Source organism: Kushneria konosiri (assembly GCF_002155145.1).
GTDB lineage: Bacteria > Pseudomonadota > Gammaproteobacteria > Pseudomonadales > Halomonadaceae > Kushneria > Kushneria konosiri.
Genome location: NZ_CP021323.1, coordinates 2,040,660 through 2,063,365 on the forward strand (window position 1 = coordinate 2,040,660; position 22,706 = coordinate 2,063,365).

Here is a 22,706-nt window from a genome sequence, read left to right on the forward strand (position 1 = left end):
AGAAAAAGGGAGGCACGCCGACAGTATCGCATGTTGTCGGCGTTCAGGCCGCTCGGAGAAAGCTCAGAGGAGCCCCGTGCGGAATGTGACCTCTACAGGTTCAGCCGAGCTGAGGCAGGGCGGTCTGGACATGCTCCAGCACCTGGCTCAGTGATAGATCATGAGTCATCGCCAGGCGTCGAATGTCTTCGTATTCCGGCGTTCTCCTCAGCACGTGATCGTCCAGTCGGCCAACCTTGACCCGAATGTCGCCCAGTGGCGTCGTTAACGTCTCGATATGGCGTTCGAGAATCCGTCGATGGCAGATGTGACGCCGAACGCCAAAGGTGGGCGTATGGATCAGCATCAGTCTCTCCAGACGATCAGCCTCCTGCATTCGGGCCAGTACGGTCACCAGGACCCCGGGCCTTGATTTCTTCATGGTGATCGGCGTGTGAAAGACATCCAGCGCACCGGCCTCCATTAGCAGGGTCAGTGCATGGCCCAGCTGCTCTCCGGTGGCGTCATCCAGCTGGCATGATAAAACCGTGATCTGCTCTCGGGTGTCGTCCGGGTGCTCATCCTGATCTGAAGGTGTGCGGGTGTCAGGATCAAACATGACAGCCCGCAGCACGTTGGGATGGCGTGGATTACGATTGCCGGCGCCATAGCCGATGCGGGTCGGCGTCTGTGCCGGCAGGGTGCCAAAGCGAGACACCAGTACGCCGAGAAAGGCGGCACCCGTGGGGGTGGTCAGCTCGCCCGGCGCGTAAAAGTCGGACAGCGGTACGCCCTTCAAAAGCTCGAGCGTGGCCGGGGCCGGAATCGGAAAGCGCCCGTGCGCCATGGACACCACACCATGGCCAACCGGTACTGGGCAGGCCGTGATGTGATCCACGCCCAGGTTTTCCAGCGCCAGACAGACCCCGATGATGTCGATGATCGAGTCCATCGCGCCGACTTCATGCAGGTGGACCTCTTCGGGCGCAATGCCATGAATGCTGCCCTCTGCGTTGGCAATGGCGGTAAACAGCGCCGTGGCACGTGAGAGCACCCGCTCGGGCAGGGTGGCATGCGCCAGCATCTCCAGAATCTCGCCGGCCGGACGATGCGGATGGTGGTGTGCATCACCATGCTGATGGTCGTGGTCGTGGTCGTGGTCGTGGTCGTGGTCGTGGTCGTGGTCGTGGTCGTGGTCGTGGTCGTGGTCGTGGTCGTGGTCGTGGTCGTGGGTGTGGTGGTCGTGGCCACCATGACCATGGTGATGCCCGTGATGATGAGAGTGAGACGTCTGCTCGTCCAACTGTATCGAGAGCAGTCGCGCACTGATGCCGCAACGATCCACGCGTTCGCTGGAAAGCCTGAACGAATCAATGGGAAGCTGGCGCAGGCTCTGTTCGATCCAGGCCTGATCGGCACCCAGATCGATCAGGGCGGCCAGCAGCATGTCGCCGGCAATGCCGAAGGTGCAGTCGATATGCAGCGTGGTCATGATCCTGATGATTCCCGTGATGAGGCAAACTGAAGTGGCGTGTCGTGCACACCCCGTGCCGCCAGACGCAGAATGCCGGCCGCCTGCCAGGCGGCGCCAAAGCCGTTGTCGATATTGACCACGCTCATGCCGGTAGCGCACGCCGACAGCATGCCCAGCAGTGCCGTCACACCCTGAAGACTGGCGCCATAGCCCACCGAGGTCGGTACCGCGATGACGGGGCTGTTGACCAGCCCGGTCACGACGCTGGGCAGCGCGCCTTCCATGCCGGCCACGACAATCAGGACATCGGCGCGGGTCAGTGCCTCGCGGTGTGCAAGAAGTCGATCGATACCGGCCACGCCCACATCGTTGAGCCGCGGGGCATGGACGCCCAGCCACTCAAGCGTCTGCGCGGCTTCTTCCGCAACCGGCAGGTCTGAAGTGCCCGCGCAGATGACCGCGGCACTGCCGGGGAGCTGTTGTGGCGCCTGCCCCCACCAGAGCAGTCGACTGATGGGGTCGTAATGGCCTTCGGGGTGGTCCCGCAGCACTGTCTCGGCCTGCGTTTCATCCACACGAGTGACCAGTGCGCGCCGATGACGTGCCAGCAGTCGAGAAACAATGGCGCTGATCTGCTCGGCACGCTTGCCTTCACCAAAGACTACTTCCGGGACGCCGTTGCGGGCTTCGCGATCATGATCGACACGGGCAAACCCCAGATCGGAAATGGGCTCGGGAGAGCGTTCAGACATTGGGTATTTCCTTGTCGTTGCGCAATAGCCGGTTCATGCTGCCGCTGCGATAGCCTGCCAGATCAAGCGTTACCCAGGCATAGCCCAGCCCGGTCAGCGTCTCGACCAGCCAGTCATGGTGTTCGAGCAGACGCGGCATCTCTTCAGGCGTGACTTCAATGCGTGCCAGCTCGCCGTGATGGCGCACCCGTAGCTGCGTCACCCCCAGTCGGCGTATGCGGCGCTCGGCCTCGGCAATGCGCTCGAGCTTTTCAAGCGTAATGCGCTCGCCATAGGCCACGCGCGAGGAAAGACAGGCCAGCGACGGTTTGTTCCAGTTGGGCAGCCCCATCGCCTGGGAGAGTTCACGAATCTCGGCCTTGTAGAGGCCGGCTTCATGCAGAGGGCCGCGCACGCCGTACTCACGGGCTGCCACGGTGCCCGGGCGGTGCTCACCATCATCGTCGGCAATCAGGCCGAACACGATATTGTGAAAGCCTGCCTCGACCATGATGGGCGCCAGATGAGTAAACAGTCCCGTCTTGCAGTAGTAGCAGCGCTGGGCATCGTTATCGGCATAGCCGGGGATGGCAATCTCGGAGGTTTCGATGACCCGGTGCGGTGCTTCCAGCCGTTCGGCCAGTGAGCGGGCAGCATCGAGTTCCTCGAAAGGATAGGATTCGGAATCGGCCGTGACCGCCAGTACCCGGTCCTTGCCCAGGGTGTCCAGTGCCACGGCCAGTAGAAAGGTGCTGTCCACACCGCCCGAGAAGGCGACGACCACGTCACCCATCTTTCTCAGTATGTCGCGCAGTGCTTCCAGCTTTTGATCCAGAGCCTGTCCGTGACTGACGTGATGTTCGAGCTCCGGGCCTGCCAGGGCGGTATCGGGTCCCTGGCGTGTAATCAGCGAATCGCTCATGTCACTCTCCTGACGTCCATTCAGGCATTGTCTTCATCCACATAGGGTACCGTCAGAGGGCCCAGCGGCATGACGGCCACGCGCATGTGATCGCCATAACGTTCTTTCAGAGCCGTGAGGGTGCCTTCAATATCATGGACCGGCGTCATCATGGCCAGGCGCGTCTGGTCATCGTTGAGGGTTGAGTAGAGCATGACATCTGCCCAGCACTGGATGACGGCCTGCTTTTGTACCTGCCACTGATCAAGCATGCTGAATTCGGGGTTTTCGATCATCTCCAGAAGCGCTTGAGGCGAGTCGGCCATGCCGAGTATCTCGGCAAAGCGACCGTGATCGGGCAGGCCATCCGAACATTCGGCCGCCATGAGAATGGTGCCCCCTTCCCGAACGATCTTGTGCGCTGCGCTCATTCCCTTGACGGCCTGATACAGGTTTTGATCCAGCGGATAGCCGGAATTACCCGTAATGACAACATCAAAGCGCTCATCGCAACGCACCATGGCGTGCTTGAGCTCATGTTCGCAGCCCAGGCGGTGCGCCTTTGTCATGTCGCCGGCAAAGACTTTCGTGATGGCCTTGTCGCGGTTGAGCGTGACGTTGAGCATGAAATGTGGCGGACACAGCGCATTGATTTCGCGCGTCATGGCCTGCAGCGGGTTGTCTTCCATATTGCCCCAGGTCGAGCGAGGGTCACCGATCATGCGGGCATTGTGAAAGGTCAGGATGGTCTCAAGGCCTGCGATACCGGGCATGATGCCCTTGGGGCCGCCCGAGAAGCCGGCAAAGAAGTGCGGCTCGATAAAACCGGTAACGATACGAAAATCGGCCTCGACATAGCGCTTGTTGAGCCATGACGGACAGCCGAAGCTGTTGTCGCCCACATTGACCAGCTCATCGTAGCGGTCACAGTGATTGTTGATGATCTCGATGTGATCCACCACCCAGTCACCCAGCATGGTGCGCAGTTCTGCCTCGGTCTGATCGCGATGGGTGCCGGTGCCGTTGATGATGACAAACTGCTCGTGAGGGACGTGCTCTAACGCCTCGATCAGAAGCGGCACCAGAATGTGATTGGGCGTGGGGCGGGTAATGTCGCTGATGACGATCGCCACTCGATCCGTGGCGTTCACCATTTGCGACAGGGGCGGCGTCTCGATGGGCGCAGCAAGGGCGTCGCGAACGGCCTGTTGCGGTGACTCAAGGGCCGGTTGCTCCGGCGGTGTCACGATAAAGGCATCGTCAGGCACGTCGAGTGTCAGCTCGCCCCGGCCGTACAGTAGTGAGGTTTTCATGGGCGCTCCCGGCAGAGTGCCGGCACACAGGGTGCCGGCACGGGTGGTCACGGATGTGATGAGGGTAATCAGACTAGCTTACGCGCCCGGGCTGGAAGAGGCATCTGCCTGTCTGGCAGCCCGTGCCGGTTCGTCCTCCAGTGTGCCATCAATGCCATGACGGCGCTGCCATCGGTCAATGATGATGACCGCGGCAGGCCCAAGAATGGCCGTGGTCAGAGTGGCAATCGAGATCTGTGAGGTGGCAATGTTGACCAGGTCCTGATAGCTCTGAGCCTCGGCCGCACTCATCATCCCGGAGCTCGCGGCCACGGCAGCGGCGGCGGCAATCGCTGCCGGCGTACCCGCTGCATTGCCGGCCGTGGTGGCCTCGGAGACCGGGGCAATGACGCTGCGCTCACGAAACACCTTGAAGATCAGAATGCCGGCAGCGCCGGTGAGTACCGTGGTCATCACGCCCAGCAAGAGCCCCGCACCCACAACCTGCGGGTTGAAGAACACGGCCAGGTTCATGTTGGCACCAAGCGCGAAGGCAAAAAAGGGCACCGGCAGGATTTCGCCAGGTTTGAGAAAGGTGCGGATGTCTTCATCCAGGTTGCCCAGCAGCATGCCCAGCGCAATCGGCAGCAGTACGGCAATAAAGGCAATCATGGGGAACTGCGACCCCAGCAGTCCCAGTGACATGAGCGTGAAAAAGGGGCCATCGTTGAGCGAAAGGATCGCCACGGCGCCGGTATCGGAGCGATTGCCGTACTGGCTGGTCAGTGCCGCATACATGCCGCCGTTACCATTGGTCATGGCCGCGATGATGGCCACCGTTGAAAGCCCCAGAAGGCCGTTGATGGGGTCAAACAAAAAGCCCAGAGCCAGCCCGACAGCCAGGCCGGTCAGGTACTTGGCACTGACCAGCAGTACACCCTTCTTGAGTGCTTTTCCGCCGACGCGCAGGTTCATCTGACTTCCCGAGCAAAACAGAAACAGTGCAATCAGGACCAGAGCGCCGTCCTTGAAAAGTTCCTGGGAGAAGCCGCCGATACGTAAAAATTCGTAGTTTCCACTGTCGGTCTGGCCGGCCCCCAACCATTGCAGAACCGCGGTGATCCAGGGCAGATGCAGTTGATCGATGGTATTCAGCGTCGCGCCAAGAATCAGCGGCACGACCATAAGGCCCCCTGGAACCTTCTGCACCGTGGCAAGTAAACGCATAAGCCTGTGTCTCCCGCTGACCGTAATCGACACCTGCAGAATGCAGATGAGATGATTGGAACGAGAGAAAAAATGATCGAATCGATCACGATGAGCAATGCGACCAACGTGGCATGTCCTGTCGATATGCCTCGCTTTTGTCGATGGGCCGGTGATTCAAGAGACAGTTATCAGTGCGCCTCTACGACCAAAGAGAGAGGGGCGTATTCCGGCTCGACAGGAGTGTTCGGGCAAATCAGGTGGATATCAGGGCATCATCAAACTGGTGTACGCGGCCGCGTCCGGCATGCTTGGCGCTATACAGTGCACGGTCTGCCAGTTCGATCAGGGCGTTCATGTCATGGCCCTGGCGGGGGGCCTCGACCAGTCCGGCTGAAAACGTAAGATGACTGATTCGATCATCTCCGGCCTGCATGGACCATTGACCAAACTGCTCGAGCACCTCACTGAGCCGTATCATGGCAATGGCGGCAGAGGCGCCCGGCAGGACCACAATGAACTCTTCGCCACCATAGCGACAGGCGATGTCCGTGGCACGTAGCCGCTGGGTCAGAATGTCGCCGAGTGCGACGAGGACCTGGTCGCCGGCATCGTGACCCCAGGTGTCGTTGAGTCGCTTGAAGTGATCCAGATCCAGCAGTGCCAGCGAGACCGGCGACGCCGCGCTGGCGCCTGCAAGCAGGTCGGGGAGTGTCTCGTTGAGATAGCGTCGGTTATAAAGTCCGGTCAAGGCATCCCGGTAGGCGTGATTGGTCAGCTGAGTGCGCAGACGCAGATTGATCAACATCAGTGTCAGAATTCGGGCCGTTTCATCGGTCATGCGTTCAAGACGATGACGGTCTTCGTCGTCCAGTGGCTCCGCTTGCAGGGTCATGCGCCCCAGTGCGCCAGTGGTGGTCGTCAGGCGCTGGCGGTATTCAAATGCAGGGTGTCTGGCCAGAGTGCCTCCCCAGGTAATGCAGTGCGCCTGACCCAGCTCCTCGATGCGCAGGGCCAGTTCGCCACGAGTGTCAGGAAAGCATTGGGGTAGATGTTCCTCCAGCAGCGGGATGACGCCGACAATGTCATTGAGCTCAAACAGTCGTGTGCTCAGCTCATTGAGATGCTGTCGATGCAGGCCGTCACGAGAGAGGCGCTGATTCAGCAGCACCAGACCCTGTTCAGCCTCCTTGCGCGCCGTGATGTCATGCACCATTTCATAAATCAGCGTCCTTCCGCCGATGACAATAGAGGCCACAAACACTTCCACATCGCGGATGGTGCCATCGGCCAGACGGTGACGGGTCTCGAAATGCCCTTCCCGTTTCAGCAGTGTCAGTCGGGCGCGCTCCTGACGGGTTTCATGAGGCGTCAGTGAAATGTCAGCCATGGTCATCGTCTTGAGCGTATCCAGCGAATGGCCGTAATAGTCGCTGGCCGCCGCATTGGCATCTGTTACGGCACCACTGACCGGGTCAATGAGCAGTTTGATGGCATTGCCGCTTTCAAAGGTACTGCGATAAAGCCCGGCGTTTTCAATCAACAGTTCGGTCGCCTGTCTACGGGCGCTGATGTCCTCGATCAACAGAAGGTACATGTCTTCTTCAGGCAGCGATGAGATGACCCATTCGGTCCACAGTGACTGTTCGGTTCGATCATGGCCACAAAGGCTCATGCGCAGCTCGTGTTGCCAGATCGATTCGCGACTTGCCGTATCACCTTGTTGCTGCCATTCCTGCCAGTATTGCAGAGCTTCCGAGCACTCCTCGGCGTTGACCCACTCCCAGATATTGTCCTGACCGATGACAATCTCATGTGGTTTTAGAAGCTGTTCCAGCATGGAGTTGTGCTGGTGTATGACGCCCTGTCGGTCGAGCACCAGCATGCTGAGCGGGGTGGTATCAAACAGGGTCTGCAAGCGCTGACGGGTTTCTGCCAGGCGCTGTTCCTGTTCGCGACGTGCCTGAATATCGATGGTGATGCCTGTCACCCGAGTGGGGCGTTGTGCCTCGTCAAAGGCCATGATCTGGCCGTTGGCCAGTACCCAGCGCCATTGCTGGCGGGCATCAAGCAGACGATATTCACAGCGCCAGTGCTCGCTGTGGCCCGTGACGTGCTCATTAAAGCTTGCCAGTACCCGTTCCCGATCATCGGGGTGAAACATGCGCTCATGCCAGATTTCGGCAGCGCGAGGCATGGTGCCGTTGCGATACCCCAGCATCTGATGAAACTGGGGCGAAGCAAAGACTTCATTGGTCTCTAGGTTCATGTCCCATACGCCGGTGCCGGAACCGGTCAGTGCAAGATTCCAGCGCTGCTCCTGATCTGCCAGCCGGGAGCGGGCATCGTTCAGGGCCTGCCATGGATAGCGCAGGTGGCTCAAAAAGAGCGCCCGAAAGATGAGGATGTAGGAAATGGCCTTGTAGACATGTCCGAGAATGTTGAACTCGTCATTGGCGGAGCCATAGAGCGTAAAGCAGATTTCGGCCAGCGCCGTCACCCAGGCCGCCAGGGTGAGCATCTCCCTGTCACGTCGCTGACGCAGGCGGGCAGAGCGCAGCAAAATGATGCCGGCCAGCACGGCCAGCACGGCCAGCCCCCATTCGAGCATGATCTTGAGCAGCGTCAATCCCTGATTTGGGATGTAGAGGGCAGGCAGCTGCCGTGAAAAGCCAAGGACAGCGATCACCACCAGGGTACCTGCGGCAAGAAACAGCATCATTGTCAGGCGAGGGAATCGGGCTGCCTTGTCCGAAAAATGGGAAAGCGACAGCAGCAGCAGCGCGCTGATCGCGCACAGCCGAGCGAAAAGCCAGAAGTAGATGGCCTTGTCGAGCGTATTGGTCGAGAAGAATTCCGCCATTCCCGGCATGGAGAGCAGATGCAGGGTGTCCATGACGGCCGACAGCGCCAGCAGGCTACCCACGCAAAGATACTGATAGGACAGGGTTCGGTAACTGTTGAAAATGGCCAGCGCAGAAAGAACCGCCACGACCACACAGGTCAGCTCTACAAGAGAGTGAAAGCTCAGGTAGCTGTGCATCAGGCCGAAGCTCTGCTGACCGGGCATCAGCCTCATGATGATCATGAGCATCAGCAGCAGTGCAAAAAGGCCGCCCATCGGGCCGGTCAGAAGGTGTTTGAGAGCTGTCTTGAGCGTTGCCATTCCGTTTTCCGGCGTTAAGAGGCGCAGGTCTGCATATTAAGGCAATGGGTACAGGACGTTAACGTTGGAAAATCGCGCTTTCCTGGGGGTTATTCATGGCAACGGAGAGCATTTCCCCGATCCGCCCATCGGCCCCGACGTCTTGAAAGATAGATCATGCCCAATCCCAGCGAGCGCACCAGTGTGAAGATCGTAAAGGCCAGCCAGAGCCCGTGATTGCCCAGTGGCTGCGTCAGCCACCATACCGGCAGATAGGTCAGTAGTGCCGCAATGATCGTGTCGCGCATGGCGCGCGTATCCGTCGTGCCGATAAAGACCCCGTCCAGCAGATAGCTCCAGACGGCAATCAGCGGCATGATGACCAGCCACGGCAAATAGGTTCCCGCCAGCTGTCGAATGGCCTCGATATCGGTCAGGCGGGCAATCAGCCAGGGGCCGATCATTGCAAAGACCAGCGCGGCCAGTGCTGCTGTCACGATCGAAAATACCGCGCAGGCGCGTACCGAGCGGCCGAATTCGTCCCAGTCGGAGCGCCCGGCCGCCTTGCCGGTCAGGGCCTCGGCGGCGTTGGCAAAACCATCCAGACCGTAGGAGATCATCATGACCAGCTGCATCAGGATGGCGTTGGCGGCCAGCGTTTGATCTCCCATCCGGGCGCCCTGGGAGGTGAAAAAGGCCATGGCAAAAAGCAGGCACAAGGTGCGAATAAAAAGGTGACGATTGACGCGAAAAAGCTCGCCATAGGCGGCCAGACGCTTGAGTGGTGTGGGATCGAACCGTCCGCCCAGCGTTTTCAGTGCGCGGCATACCATCCATAGCCCGAAGGCCAGGGCCGTGTAGTCGCCAATCAGCGAGGCCGTGGCCACGCCCTTGACGTTCATGTCGAGCCCGACCACCAGTACGATATCCAGCACGATGTTGACGCCATTGGTGATCAGCATCAAAAGCAGGGTCACTCGAGCATTCTGGCGCCCCAGAAACCAGCCGATGATGGCGTAGTTCATCAGTACGGCCGGGGCAGAAAAAATACGCACGTGAGCGTAATCGGCGGCCAGCTGCGCGGTGACGTCACTGTCGGGCTGCAACAGCCAGAGGCCCAGGTTGACCAGCGGTGTCGATAGCGCGATCAATCCCAGACCAATGACCACGGCAATCAAAAGGGACTGGCCGAGCAGATTGCGAACGGCTTGATCCTCGCCGCGTCCGACGGCCTGGGAGGTCAGGCCGGTAGTCCCCATGCGCAGAAAGCCAAACCCCCAGAACAGGAAACTGAACAGTGTACTGCCAAGGGTCACGGCCGCCAGGTAGCGCGCATGCGGCAGGTGTCCGATCACGGCGGTATCGACCAGTCCCAGCAGCGGTACGCTGGCATTGGAGATGATGATGGGCCATGAAAGACGCCAGACATCATGCAGGCGCCGTGAAAAATCGGAAGAGGGTAAAAGCGACATGGGGGTACCGACTGTTTTGGGCTCGTGGAGCTTGCCATACGTTGCAGGCGACGTCAGTCGACCAGCTATTTCGGGTGGTGGCACATGCCCGGCTTCTGATGTTCTCGCTCAGCAAAAGGGGGTGGCCTGTGGGCCACCCCCTTTTGAATCACATGCTGGGTCGCAGAACTCAGCTTTCGACCGCGGTAATACGCTCGTATTTTTCCATCAGCTGCTCGCGCGATTCCTCGCGCTCGGGATCAAGCGGGATGCAGTCGACCGGACAGACCTGCTGACATTGCGGTTCATCAAAGTGGCCGACGCATTCGGTACAAAGCCCCGGGTCGATCACATAGATCTCCTCGCCCGGTGAGATGGCGTTATTGGGACATTCCGGCTCGCAAACGTCGCAGTTGATGCACTCATCGGTGATCATCAGGGACATGGTAACCTCCTGGTTCGCGCGCGCCGCCCTGGACGCTGCGCGGCTGTCATCCGCCGGCCCCTGGGCCGTTTGCCGGTTCAGGCGCCCTGAAAATGTTCTTCCAGCGCCTGGGCGATGCGGGGATGCACCATCGATGAAACGTCACCGCCAAGGCGGGCGATTTCACGCACGATGGTGGATGAAATATAGGAATTCTCGACTTCAGGCGTCAAAAAAAGACTTTCAACATGGGGGGCCAGTGCCCGGTTCATGTTGGCCAGCTGCAGCTCGTACTCGAAATCCGACACGGCTCTCAGTCCGCGCAGAATAATGCGTGCGCCAACCCGATCCACCAGTTGGGTCAAAAGACAGCTGAATCCGACGACTTCGACATTGCCAAGATGGCCCAGAATTTCCCGGGCAAGCTGCACCCGCTCATCGAGCGACAGGGTCGGCTGCTTGCGCGGGCTTTGCGCCACGGCGACGATGACCCGATCAAACATCGATGCCGCGCGCTCGATCAGGTCGGTATGACCATTGGTGATCGGATCAAAGGTTCCAGGATACACCACAATGTTCATGTACGGACTCCATTCATCTCCGAACTGCCGGCAGGGTCATGTCGTTGATACGCCGGGTGCTATCAGGTCGGGGCCGCGAGATTACTGTAAAGCATCATGGTCGACAACCATGCCGGTCGAACCGGCACGGGGGCGGTTCAGTTCGTTAATCGAGCGTGCCGAACGGGTTGTCGACTTCAAGCGACACCGGCTTGTGATAGCCTGGAATAAGGATCTCCCGGGCGCCGACCTCGAGTTCGGGGCCTTCAAGCACGCCTTCACCAAAGCGATAGGTGGGCGAGAACTCGCCCTTTTGCGACTGTGCCTCGAAATGCGCCTGACGCGCCTGTACCTGTTCACGGCGACGGCGCCACTGGGTCATGGCGGCCTCACCGTGGCGCTGCGTCAATAGCCTTTCGGTGACTTCCGGCGACAGCAGGGGCGCAGTGGCATTATTGCCACCAAAACCCTTGGCGTTGATGAAGCTGACGTCAGCGCGAAACTCGCGGTGCTCGCGGAAAAGATCCAGACGTTCGCCATGGACATCATCGGCCACGGCATCGAGGGTAAAGATACCCGGCAGCAGGCCGGTTTTGAAACTGCCCAGAGCGCTTGTAAGCTGATCGCCGGCCGCGCTGCCCTGGGAATGCCCCAGATAGGCCTTGATGGCGGTGACCGGCCAGTGCTCGATGTTGTTGGCGCGTGCGACGCTGTCGAGCACGTGGGATTCGGTAGTCCGATTCTTGGGCGTGCTGGTGCCATGAGAGTGGATGTAGCTGCGCTCGCGTACGGCCTTTTCACCCAGAATATCTCGAGCCAGCGCCACACTCTTGCCCAGTGTAATGTAGTTGCCGATGCCCGGTGCCGAGATGGAGCGCTTGTAGCCGTCGGCGTTGATAAAGACTTCCGGCACGGCGCCGAGAATGTCGGCCCCCAGTTCCAGCGCCAGGCTGTCATCCATGAGCATGACAAACTGGGCCGACTCGGCAATGGTAAAGCCACAGTTGCGTGCAAAGGGCCGGCAGACGCGCTGATAATCCTCGTCGGTCAGAAGCTCCAGTGCATCGAGTGCCTTGACGCTGGCGTCGTCGGCCAGCGCGCTCATCACACGAAAGCCTTCAATGATTTCCGGTGTGATCGGCGCATCTGCCGTGCCGACCATGACCAGTCGACGCCTGCCCATGCGAATGTCGTCCACACCCAGGCGCAGGTTATACAAAAAGGTCGCACAGGCCCCCTGCATGGCGCCCGTGGCGCCAACGCTGCCCAGAACATAGGCATTGAGGAAGTCGGCCGGCATCTGGCCGTAGCCCAGCGGCATCTGTTTGGACGTCGCGCGCTGGCCGGTGACAAAGCTGTTGATCAAACCGCCCCAGCCCTGGGCATCCAGCTGTCCGATCGAATTGCCGGCGTAGACGGCGATCTGATCGGGGTCGAGCTGCTGACTCAGGCTATCCCATTCGAAACCGCTCTGGCCCAGACAGTCGGAGGCTGCAAAGATGGTCATCGACAGGGCGCGCGGGTGGTGCACGCTGCGATAGAAGCTGGCCGGGTCAAATCCGGTTGGCAGCTGACCGGCACTCTTGACCAGTGCCTCGCGACGTTCGGGCAGCAGCACCTCAAACTCGCCGGCCGGGACGGTGACGCTGACATGGCGTTCATCGATCGTCTCGATCTGCCAGTGTGCCGGCGGATTTTCAGGCAGCTGCCGGCGGCTGAGACTGACCGTCAAGGGCGCATCGAGGGTCATGCTGGCCTGACGGTTGGCTGGAATACCGGCGTCGCCAAAGCGTTCATCCTCGAGACGACGAATCAGGGTATGACGGCGCACATGCTGCTCATGGCGTTTGGCCAGCTCTGCATCATCAAGGGGGGTACCGTGATCATCCGGTCCGTTTGACGGGTGTTGTCCCATCAGCCGAGCGAGTCCCGAGAGGGTATACTGCCGGGCCTTTTCGGGCAGCGCATCGATCACGGTCCGATTAAAGGACTGATGACCGGACGTTCTGCCAGCGGGATTAATACCGCCCATGCCGACGATCACCGGTAACTGTGACAAGCCGAAACCCTCGTGTTGATGCCTATAAGGAAGCGATAAAGCCATGGCGACCGCGTCGCTGAAAGGATGGCGTCATATCACCACCACTTGCCGTGGTGAGTCCGCCAAAACAGGGCAGTCATGATAGCATCGCCCCGGGCAGGACGTCATGTCGGCCGGTCAACGAGTTGTCATGTCGGGGTGGCAGGGTAGTGAGCGTGCTGTCCAGAGCATGCGGACCGCCCGGCAGTGTCGATTCGCTCGATCAGGGGTTGGCGCCGCAGAGCGTCAATGAAGCTTCCTCCATATTGTTAAAAGTGCCATGTTCGCCAACTCCACGCCGGTATATTCCCCCCAGGAAGGGCTGCATCCCGACCTTGCCCATCATGTTCAGCGCGCCCTTGATAATGAGTGGCGCCGCCCGGTGGCCGAGCACACCCAAAACGCCTTTGAGGAGGCGAAGCGCTTTTATCAGGCTCACGGTGGCCCACTGATTCTGGATGCGGGCTGTGGGACAGGACGCTCGACCCGACATCTGGCGGGCGAGTATCCTCACGCCTGTGTGCTGGGCATCGATCGCAGTGCCGATCGCCTGTCGCGGGATTACACCCGGGAGCTGGGAGATTTTCCCGACAATGCTCTGCTGGTGCGCGCCGATCTGGTTGATTTCTGGCGACTGGCGCATCTGGCCGGCTGGCGGCCGGAGCGTCACTGCATTTTCTATCCCAACCCATACCCCAAGGCGTCTCAGCTCAAGCGGCGCTGGCATGCTCATCCGGTATTTCCGGTGGTGCTGGCGCTTGGCGGGAGGCTTGAGCTACGCAGCAACTGGCAGATCTATGTCGAGGAGTTTGCCTGCGCTGTTGAGCAGATCACGGGGCAGGCGCCAAAGATCGATACGCTATCGCTGACACCGGACAGCGAGTTCATCAGCGCTTTCGAGCAAAAGTATTTTGAAAGTCGGCATACCCTCTGGCGATTGCAGTATTCGCCAGGCGTTTCGATGTGAAACCCTGCCTCCGTCGCCATCCAATATATAAAGGAACATGCCGTGTCCTTGCAGCTCTATCTGTATCTGATTTTGGCCATTTTCGCCGAAGTCATCGCCACCAATGCGCTCAAGGCCTCCAACACCTTCACGCGCTGGGGGCCGAGTCTGATCACGGTGGTGGGTTACGGACTGGCATTTTATCTGCTGTCCGTGGTGCTCAAGAGTATGCCGGTAGGCGTGGCCTATGCCATCTGGGCAGGGCTTGGCATGGTATTGACCCTGCTGGTAGCCATGATCGTGTTTGGCGAGCGACCTGACCTGCCGGCGATGCTGGGTATCGCGCTGATTGTCTCCGGTGTGGTCGTGCTGCAGTGCTTTTCAAAAATGAACGCGCACTAGCGCGCCTGAAAAACCGCGGATATTGGTGGCGCACATTGCCACGGTACAGGCATGCCCATTACTCTGAGGCTTAAACAAGATGCTTCTGGAACAGGGAATTTTTCATGCCTGCAAGGTTTACTGTCGTAGGTGCCTGTCGTCCGACTGGCTTACGTCTTTTGTCCTGCCTGCTGTTTACTTCCACGATGCTGATGATCGCCCCGGCTCTGACCATGCAGGCCCATGCCGAGGGTTTTCCCGCCACACAGGCGCTGGCGGAGAAAGGCTTTGTGGTCGGCGCCCAGGCGCGCCTGCTGGACAGCGGTGAGTCGCTGGGCAGCATCGCCCCCGATCAGCAGATGACGCCGGCCTCTGTCTCCAAGCTTTACACTGCGGCAGCGGCCCTCGCGCAGTGGGGGCCCCAAAAGCGCTTCACGACCGAACTTCGCAGCAGTGGTGCCATCGTGGATGGTGTCCTCAAGGGAGATCTGATCCTGGACGGTGGTGGTGATCCGGGCATGACCAGCGAGGATTACTGGCTGCTGATCCAGGGACTGGCACAGCGCGGTATTCGTCGTGTCGATGGTCGGGTACTGGCCAGCCAGTGGCGCTTTGGGCCGGTGACCTGTGTCACCACGGATCGATGTGATGCCCGTACACGTACCCGGCATGCCTTTGATGCTCAGCTCACTTCCACTGCAGTGGACTTTGCCACCTGGTGCATGCGGGTCATGCCGGGCGAGGCCGAAGGCGTGCCGGCGCGCGTGACCAGCTGTGCCGGCGCCACACCACTGACGCGTGTGGACAACCGCGTCACTACGGTGTCACAGGGCAGTACCGGCATCAGTGCCGAGCGTACGACAAGCGGTGGCGAAGACACGCTGGTGATCTCTGGGCAGATTCGCATGGACAGTGATCCCGCCAGCGTTTATCGCTCCAGTGCCGATCCGGTCGAGCAGACGCTGGTCACGGTGCAATCCATCATGCAGGACGCCGGTATTGCCGTGACCGGTGGCTTCTCGGCCACGTCCAGTCGGCCCGGCAGCGAGTCGCGCGTGCTCTCTGCCGTGGAGGGCAAGCCGCTGCAGGAACAACTGCTGCGCATGCTCAACTATTCCAACAATTTCATGGCCGATACGCTGGCGCTCGATCTGGTGAACGGCACGCCCAGCATGCAAAGTGCCGGGGCAGCGCTGGACGCCTTTGCTCGAGACATCCCCGGACACGGTCCGATCAATCTGCGCTCCGGCAGTGGGCTGACGCCTGAGAGCCATACCAGTGCGCGCGGCGTCACGGCATTGCTGGATCACATGTATCACCAGCCGGCGCTTTTTCCGGTATTCGTGGCGGGGATGCAGACGCCCGTTAACGGCCCCATGAATTTCACTCGTCGCGGCAGTGAACGTTTTCAGCAAAACGTCATGATCAAGACCGGTACCCTTAATGAGCCGGTGCCAGTGCGTGCCGTAGCCGGGTATTTTCGCACGCTGTCGGGACGGTGGGGGGCCTTCACTGTCATGGTCAACGGTCGGGCGCCCACCCCCTATATCAACTGGACGACCACTCTGGAAGCCGTGGCCAGTGATATTGATACCATGATCGCCAGTCATTGAATCCTGATTCGGTCGGGCCGTCTGCCGGCCGAATCAGAACGGATGAAAGGGCCGCGTGAAGGGGGAGTGCCCATCTTTTGCCGGCATGACAGCACTGGCCGTGGCCCCCTGGCCCACTGCTTTGGTAGGATGCCTTCTTCCCCTTAAAGATGGCAGGTAGCCTGCGATACCTGTGATCCATGGACAGGAACCCATTGCATGAAGCCCGCGCATACCGGTATCAAGCGGCTATTTCATTCCACTCGCTATTCCTGGAAAGGGCTTACGGCGGCCTGGCACAATGAGGCCGCCTTTCGTCAGGAGCTGATGTTGAGCATCCTGCTGCTGCCGGCCACTTTCTGGCTGGGGAACTCGCTGATCGAATGGCTCCTGCTGATCGGTAGTGCCGTTCTGGTCATGGCCGTGGAGCTTCTCAATTCTGCGGTGGAAACCGTGGTGGATCGCATCGGCGTTGAACACCATGAGCTTTCCGGGCGTGCCAAGGATCTTGGATCAGCGGCCGTCTTCCTTTGTGTCCTATTCGCCTTTCTGGTCTGGGGCAGTCTGCTGATCATGCGTCTGGCCTGAAGTTTTATCCTGCATCCGTTTCTTTAACGGCCCAAAGCGAATCGCTTCGGGCCGTTTTTTTCAGGTCTGAAACCGGCCAGAACTCAAGGGGTATGCGCTCAGGTCATGCCCTCATGCCCATTTATCGATTGCAAGGCCGGCCTCAAAGGCTTTGGATGAAGAGGGTATTCCGGTGTGGCATGGGCACCATATCGCTAGGGCGATGGTGCGGCAATATCCCCGGAATACCCGAGTCATGCAGGACAAATAACGATAAACGAAGGGTGAAATCGCAATGACGCACTCCATTCGACCATGGGTCTTCTGGCCCGTGTTTCTGGTGCTGCTGGGCGCCGTCATCACAAGCTTTATCAATATGGATGGCTTCGTCAGCATTGCCAGCTCGCTCAACAGCTTTGTGCTTGTGCATTTTTCATGGCTGTTCAGTCTGGGCAGTCTCTATCTACTGGTGCTGGGCGCCATCATCTATGTGTCCCCGCTGGGGCGTATTCGCATTGGCGGAGAGAATGCCACGCCGCTGCTTTCCAGACTGCGCTGGTTTTCCATCACGCTTTGTACCACCCTGGCCGTCGGTATCCTTTTCTGGACCACCTCGGAGCCGCTGTATCACTTTCATGGTCCCGCTCCCGGCCTCGGTATCGAGCCTGCCTCTCCCGACGCTGCTCGCTTTGCCATCTCCAGCATGTTCCTTCACTGGACCTTTACCCCCTACGCCATTTACGCCGTGCCCGCGCTGGTCTTTGCGCTGGTGTTTTACAACCGGCGTCAGCGTTTTTCGATTGCCAGCTTTTTCGAGCCCCTTTTTGGCCGCAGGCGCGTGCGCCGTGTGGGTGGGCTGATTGATGCGGTCGCACTTTATGCACTGGTCGCCGGCATGGCGTCATCACTGGGCACGGGAACGCTGACCATTACCGGTGGCCTTAACGGCTATGTCGGTGGAGAGACCAGCCCCTGGAAGCTGGGCATCGTCACGGCATTGATTGTGACTACCTTCGTGATCTCGGCCGCCACCGGATTACAGCGTGGTATTGCCAGACTCTCATCACTGAATGCCATTTTGATGCTGGTGGTAGGCATTTTCGTCCTTGTCTGTGGCCCCACGCTTTACATGCTGGGACTCGGTGTGGAGTCGATCGGTACCTATCTGGACAATTTTTTCTCGAAAAGCCTTTATACCGGTACAGCGGCCAACGACACCTGGGCGCAGTCCTGGAGTATCTTCTACTGGGCGGTCTGGTTTGCCTGGGCGCCGGTCACCTCCCTGTTTCTGGGGCGCATCTCGCGCGGCTACACGGTGCGAGAGTTTCTCAATATCAATCTGATCTTTCCGGCCCTGTGCTCGATGATCTGGATCATTATCTTCTCGACCAGTGCCCTGCATCTGGACATGGCGGAAAACTCAAGGCTCTACGCTCTTCTTAATGACTCGGGGATCGAGCAGGTGCTCTACAGCTTCTTTGGTGAGCTGCAGCTGTCGAGCATCACCGTGCCGCTTTTGCTTTTCATTGCCTTCATCTCTTATGTGACCGCTGCCGATTCCAATACGGATGCCATTGGCAATCTATGTACCCGGGGATTGACCGCTGATTCTGACATGGGCAGCTCCCTGCCCATGAAGGTGGTCTGGGGCATGATCATCGGTACCGTGTCCTGGGTGATGACCAGTTTCGTTGGTATCGATGGCATCAAAATGCTCTCCAATCTCGGCGGCCTGCCGGCCATGTTGATGATCCTGCTCGCCAGCGTCTCGATCTGGCGATGGATCGGTGATCCGTCACGCCTCAATGAGCCGCCCCTGTTTGAACGCGTCGTTCATCAGGTTTCGGAAAGTCTCGCCACCGACAGTGCCGCGACCGGCGCCTCATCGACAGACCAGCGACCCTCCACGACCTAACGGGCAGTGAAATAATGCAGATCAGAGAGAGCTTCCCCCATCGCGTGCGCGAGATTGAAAACGCCTGGATCACGCTTGCCGACGGCACGCGTCTGGCCGCACGCATCTGGCTGCCGGAAGAGGCCGAGCAGCATCCGGTACCGGCGATCCTTGAATATCTGCCGTATCGAAAGCGCGATGGAACCGCGGTGCGCGATGAGCTGACGCACCCGTATCTTGCCGGGCATGGCTATGCCTGCGTGCGGGTCGACATGCGCGGCAACGGGGAATCCGACGGGCTGATGCACGATGAATATGCCCCACAGGAGCAGGCTGATGGCCTTGAGGTGATCGACTGGATCGCCGCGCAGCCCTGGTGCAATGGCAGCCTCGGCATGATGGGAATCTCATGGGGGGGCTTTAACAGCCTGCAGCTGGCCGCGCTGCGCCCCGAGCCGCTCAAGGCGATCATCACGCTGTGTTCCACGGATGATCGTTACGCCGATGATATCCACTACAAGGGCGGCAACATGCTGCTGGAAAATCTTGGCTGGGCGGCCACCATGCTGAGCTTTTCCGCCGCGGTGCCGGACCCGCTGCTGGTCGGCGAGCGCTGGCGCGAGATGTGGCTCAACCGGCTTGAGAACATGCCCCTGCTGGCGGAAACCTGGCTTGCCCATCAGCATCGCGATGAGTACTGGCGTCACGGCTCGGTGTGCGAAAGCTACGGTGATATCAAGGCCGCCGTCTATGCCATCAGCGGCTGGGGGGATGCCTACATGAATTCGATCCCGCGCATGATGGAACACCTCCAGTGCCCCAAAAAGGCCCTGGTGGGCCCCTGGATTCACAAGTATCCGCACTTTGCGATTCCTGACCCGGCGATCGGCTTTCTACAGGAAGCCCTTCGCTGGTGGGATTACTGGCTCAAGGACATTGACACCGGCATCATGAATGAACCCGAGTGCACCTTCTATCTGCAGGATGGTCTGAAGCCGGCACCGAAATATGACAAACGTCCGGGACAGTGGGTGCGCACCCACGGTTGGCCTGCCCCCGCGTCCGAGATCGAGACGACCACGCTGGTGCTGAGCGATCACGGTTTGACAGCAGACGGGGCGCTGAGTGAGCCTTGCCGGATAACGTCACCGCTGACGACCGGGTCGCTGCAGGGGGAGTATATCGGGCTCTGGTACGGTGCTGACTTCCCGCCGGATCAGCGCCGCGACGACGGCCTGGCGCTGACCTTTGATTCCACGCCCTGGCCGGAAGGCATCGATCTTTTGGGGCAGCCCGCCGTCGAGCTTGAACTGGCCAGCGACACCGACTGTGGCCAGCTCAACGTGCGTCTTTGCGATGTCTCGCCCGAAGGGGAGAGTGCGCTGGTGACCTATGGCACGCTCAATCTCAATCTGCGTAATGATCCAGGCGTCATCGATCCTCTGACCCCGGGCAGGCCCCTGAGGGTGCGCCTTGCCATGGATCTGATTGGTTATCGGCTCCCGCCGGGACATCGTTTGCGTGTGGCGCTCTCGAGTGCCAGCTTCCCGCTGGTATGGTCACCGAAGAAACGATCGGATCTGACCGTGCTGGCCGGCAGGCCGACACTTTCGCTGCCACTCTGCAGGACCGGGTACATCGATATGCCCTTTGAGCCGCCGGAGGCAGCCACGCCCTGCCGGCTCGAGACCCTGCGCGCCGGGGCGCCCAAACGCACCATCAGCGAGGATGTCGGCAGCGGCGAGGTGAGCGTGATCGTTGAAGACGACATGGGCGACGTGCGCTTTCTCGATCATGGGCTGCGCGTCGATCAGCGCGCCCGTGAGGTGTATACCAGCCATCCCGAGGATGCCACGAAAACCCGGGCCGAGATTCACTGGACCTACAAGGCCGGTCGCGAAAAAGGAGATGGCGCGTTTTCGGTCAGGGTGGACAGCCACTATGAGCTTCGCTGTGACGAAGAGAATTTCTATCTGAGTGCGTCACAAAAAGCTCATGAGGGCGATCGGGTGGTCAGCGATAAACGCTGGGAGCGATGTCTGCCGCGTACGGCGATCTGAGTCGGCCCTCAGCCTGATCCGGCCGGCATGCTATGCTGGCCCTTTCCGCTGTCACGAGCGCTTTTCATGTCTTCTCGCCATGCGTTGCCGCCCCTGAACTGCCTGCGTGCCTTTGAGGCGGCGGCCCGCCTTGCCAGCATTACCCGGGCAAGCCATGAGCTTGCCCTGACCCAGAGCGCGGTCAGCCGCCAGATTCAGCGACTGGAGAGCGACCTGGGCCAGCCTCTTTTTGAGCGCCAGCTGACCGGGCTCGCCCTGACTGACGCCGGTGAGCGTTATTATCACGTGGTCCAGCGCGTGCTTAGAGAGCTGGGCGAGGCCAGCGCCGAGATTCGCCGCCGCCCGGCTGAACAGAGCCTGACCATTGCCTCATCGCCCACCATTGCTTCCTTCTGGCTGTCACGTCAGCTGAGCGGCTTTCAGGCGCGCTATCCGGAGATCAGCATTCGCATGCTGATCATCGAAGACCCCAACCGGCTGGAACCCGGCGAGTGTGATCTGGGTGTCTATTATCATCTGCAGGGAGAAGTGGACCCTGTCGGCATGACTGCAGAGACGATCTTTGATCATGAAGAAGTCGCCGTGCTGTGTTCACCCACCTATCTGACTCGTGAAGGCCGACCGAAAGACGTCATCGACCTGCTTGAACATCATGCTCTGATGGTGGTCGAGGATCACTATCATGACTGGCTGACCTGGCAGTGCTGGTGCGAAACGCTGGGGGCGGTATGGCATACGCCGATGCGCACGCTGTCGGCCAACAGTTATCAGCTTTTAATGAATGCCACGCTTGCCGGTCAGGGGGTTACGCTGGGCTGGACGCGTCTGCTGGCACACGAGCTTGAGCAGGGGCTTCTGGTCGAGGCGCTCGATATCCGCATCGAAAGCCGTGGACGGTTATCACTGCTGACGCCGGGACAACATCCGGGCTCATACGCTGCCAGAGCATTCAGACAGTGGCTGATGTCAGAAGGTACTGATGCTGGTGGCCTCTCTCTTACCTGACAGCGCAGCGCTCGATATGGCCCCCGATTGCGAAACGTGCGGCCCGCTGGAAGACGCTTTTTGTCAACCGTGACTGTCTATTCCCTATTCCTGCTGGCGGGAGGTACTGGCCTGCGGATCGATCAGCGATGCCAGTGCCGGCATGACCTGCAACTCAATGGCCGGCTCGATCATGTCTTCAGGGGGGCGGGTGATCAGCGGCGCCCATGCCGGGCGCCAGTCGGTATCGCGCTGCAGCCGGGCCTTCCCAAGGCGCGCCACATAAACTTCCAGCATATCAAGCTGGCCGTTGTCGTCAGGCGCGGCAAACCGACCCAGCCATGCGCGCTCTGTCACCGGCTGATCTTCGGCCAGCAGTGCGGCCTGAAGGGCTGTTGCGGCCTGCATCAGCGTGTCATCGTCAGCGTCCATGGCCACGCTGGTCGTGGGTAGACGATAGTGTGCCCGGGGTGGCTGATGGATCAGCAGAACCTCGTCACGATCGCTGAGCAGGGCGAGCGCCACAAGGCGCTCGGGGGCACGTCTGGTGGTCCTGGGTGCGTCAGCGTCTGTCATGTCAGTCAAACCTCTGGCGCAGCGCCGGTAGCACTTCATCACTGAGCAGGGGCGCCAGCGTCAGTGACTCGTCATCGAGGGCCATCCAGCGTATCTCCTCGATTTCACCATGGGCCTGTGGGGTGCCTTCCATGTCCTCGATGATGAAGACATCTGCATCGATATGGGTATCGGGCTCGTTGGCCGCCCGAGTGCGAAAGCGCCCCAGCATGGCCAGTTCGTCTTCTCCGATCGAGGTGCCAAGTTCCTCCTGGCATTCGCGAGCGAGGGTCACCAGAGGCGTCTCGCCATGCTCCGGCTTGCCGCCGGGCAGCATGAAGTGCGAGGTATCGCGCTTTCGGACAACCAGTAACCGTTGGTCCTGGTCGAGCAGACAGCCGGCAACAATGTGAATGATGGGCATTGAAGGAGGCTCCGAATGGGGTAGGTGTGAATCAAGACAGTGCCATCATCGGGCAGTCAG

The 22,706-nt window shown here is 59.9% G+C and carries 19 protein-coding genes; 7 read left to right on the forward strand and 12 right to left on the reverse strand.

The window, feature by feature from the left end:
• Positions 1 to 100: 100 nt before the first annotated feature.
• The 10 genes from larC to B9G99_RS09445 all read right to left on the reverse strand — a co-directional run bounded on the left by larC (position 101) and on the right by B9G99_RS09445 (position 13,195).
• Positions 101 to 1,471: a nickel pincer cofactor biosynthesis protein LarC gene (gene larC, locus B9G99_RS09400; RefSeq protein ID WP_086621896.1), complete on the reverse strand. Its 1,371-nt coding sequence runs from the start codon at positions 1,469 to 1,471 to the stop codon at positions 101 to 103.
• Complete coding sequence (gene larB, locus B9G99_RS09405) at positions 1,468 to 2,205, reverse strand: nickel pincer cofactor biosynthesis protein LarB (RefSeq protein ID WP_086621898.1); 738 nt, start codon at positions 2,203 to 2,205, stop codon at positions 1,468 to 1,470. The genes larC and larB overlap by 4 nt, the downstream gene beginning before the upstream one ends.
• Positions 2,198 to 3,106: an ATP-dependent sacrificial sulfur transferase LarE gene (gene larE, locus B9G99_RS09410; RefSeq protein WP_086621899.1), complete on the reverse strand. Its 909-nt coding sequence runs from the start codon at positions 3,104 to 3,106 to the stop codon at positions 2,198 to 2,200. Before larE ends, larB begins: the two co-directional genes overlap by 8 nt.
• Before the next feature lie 20 nt (positions 3,107 to 3,126).
• Complete coding sequence (gene larA, locus B9G99_RS09415; RefSeq protein ID WP_086621901.1) at positions 3,127 to 4,398, reverse strand: nickel-dependent lactate racemase; 1,272 nt, start codon at positions 4,396 to 4,398, stop codon at positions 3,127 to 3,129.
• A gap of 78 nt (positions 4,399 to 4,476) precedes the next feature.
• Positions 4,477 to 5,604, reverse strand: coding sequence for a 2-keto-3-deoxygluconate permease (locus B9G99_RS09420; RefSeq protein WP_086621903.1), 1,128 nt, complete (start codon positions 5,602 to 5,604; stop codon positions 4,477 to 4,479).
• Positions 5,605 to 5,839: 235 nt separating this feature from the next.
• Complete coding sequence (locus B9G99_RS09425; RefSeq protein ID WP_086621905.1) at positions 5,840 to 8,749, reverse strand: MASE3 domain-containing protein; 2,910 nt, start codon at positions 8,747 to 8,749, stop codon at positions 5,840 to 5,842.
• An 89-nt stretch (positions 8,750 to 8,838) separates the two neighbouring features.
• Positions 8,839 to 10,200, reverse strand: a complete 1,362-nt coding sequence (locus B9G99_RS09430) for an MATE family efflux transporter (protein ID WP_086621907.1) — start codon at positions 10,198 to 10,200, stop codon at positions 8,839 to 8,841.
• 169 nt (positions 10,201 to 10,369) lie between these two features.
• A complete protein-coding gene (locus B9G99_RS09435; RefSeq protein ID WP_086621909.1) occupies positions 10,370 to 10,624 on the reverse strand; it encodes a YfhL family 4Fe-4S dicluster ferredoxin in 255 nt (84 codons plus the stop codon).
• A 77-nt stretch (positions 10,625 to 10,701) separates the two neighbouring features.
• Positions 10,702 to 11,184 (reverse strand): pantetheine-phosphate adenylyltransferase, encoded by a 483-nt coding sequence (gene coaD, locus B9G99_RS09440; protein ID WP_086621911.1) that lies wholly within the window; start codon positions 11,182 to 11,184, stop codon positions 10,702 to 10,704.
• A gap of 145 nt (positions 11,185 to 11,329) precedes the next feature.
• Positions 11,330 to 13,195, reverse strand: a complete 1,866-nt coding sequence (locus tag B9G99_RS09445) for a beta-ketoacyl synthase (RefSeq protein WP_086623401.1) — start codon at positions 13,193 to 13,195, stop codon at positions 11,330 to 11,332.
• A 328-nt stretch (positions 13,196 to 13,523) separates the two neighbouring features.
• Between B9G99_RS09445 and trmB the strand changes: the two genes are divergently transcribed.
• The 7 genes from trmB to B9G99_RS09480 all read left to right on the forward strand — a co-directional run bounded on the left by trmB (position 13,524) and on the right by B9G99_RS09480 (position 21,688).
• Positions 13,524 to 14,210: a tRNA (guanine(46)-N(7))-methyltransferase TrmB gene (gene trmB / locus B9G99_RS09450; RefSeq protein WP_086621913.1), complete on the forward strand. Its 687-nt coding sequence runs from the start codon at positions 13,524 to 13,526 to the stop codon at positions 14,208 to 14,210.
• Between the two features lie 48 nt (positions 14,211 to 14,258).
• Positions 14,259 to 14,591 carry a DMT family transporter gene (locus tag B9G99_RS09455; protein ID WP_086623402.1) on the forward strand — a complete coding sequence of 111 codons (333 nt, stop codon included), beginning with the start codon at positions 14,259 to 14,261 and terminating at the stop codon, positions 14,589 to 14,591.
• 191 nt (positions 14,592 to 14,782) lie between these two features.
• The gene (dacB, locus tag B9G99_RS09460; RefSeq protein ID WP_227875770.1) at positions 14,783 to 16,183 is read left to right on the forward strand and encodes a D-alanyl-D-alanine carboxypeptidase/D-alanyl-D-alanine endopeptidase; all 1,401 of its coding nucleotides are present in this window, start codon (positions 14,783 to 14,785) and stop codon (positions 16,181 to 16,183) included.
• 198 nt (positions 16,184 to 16,381) lie between these two features.
• Entirely contained in the window at positions 16,382 to 16,750 is a 369-nt protein-coding gene (locus tag B9G99_RS09465; RefSeq protein ID WP_086621916.1) for a diacylglycerol kinase, read from the forward strand.
• 274 nt (positions 16,751 to 17,024) lie between these two features.
• Positions 17,025 to 18,644 carry a BCCT family transporter gene (locus B9G99_RS09470; protein WP_086621918.1) on the forward strand — a complete coding sequence of 540 codons (1,620 nt, stop codon included), beginning with the start codon at positions 17,025 to 17,027 and terminating at the stop codon, positions 18,642 to 18,644.
• Positions 18,645 to 18,658: 14 nt separating this feature from the next.
• Positions 18,659 to 20,683, forward strand: coding sequence for a CocE/NonD family hydrolase (locus B9G99_RS09475; protein WP_086621920.1), 2,025 nt, complete (start codon positions 18,659 to 18,661; stop codon positions 20,681 to 20,683).
• 66 nt (positions 20,684 to 20,749) lie between these two features.
• Positions 20,750 to 21,688, forward strand: a complete 939-nt coding sequence (locus tag B9G99_RS09480) for a LysR substrate-binding domain-containing protein (RefSeq protein WP_086623404.1) — start codon at positions 20,750 to 20,752, stop codon at positions 21,686 to 21,688.
• Positions 21,689 to 21,772: 84 nt separating this feature from the next.
• On the opposite strand, the gene B9G99_RS09485 is transcribed toward B9G99_RS09480, so the two are convergent.
• Together B9G99_RS09485 and B9G99_RS09490 are read right to left on the reverse strand one after the other, a co-directional pair.
• Entirely contained in the window at positions 21,773 to 22,243 is a 471-nt protein-coding gene (locus B9G99_RS09485) for a hypothetical protein (protein WP_086621922.1), read from the reverse strand.
• A gap of 1 nt (position 22,244) precedes the next feature.
• Entirely contained in the window at positions 22,245 to 22,646 is a 402-nt protein-coding gene (locus B9G99_RS09490) for an NUDIX hydrolase (RefSeq protein WP_086621924.1), read from the reverse strand.
• Positions 22,647 to 22,706: the final 60 nt, after the last annotated feature.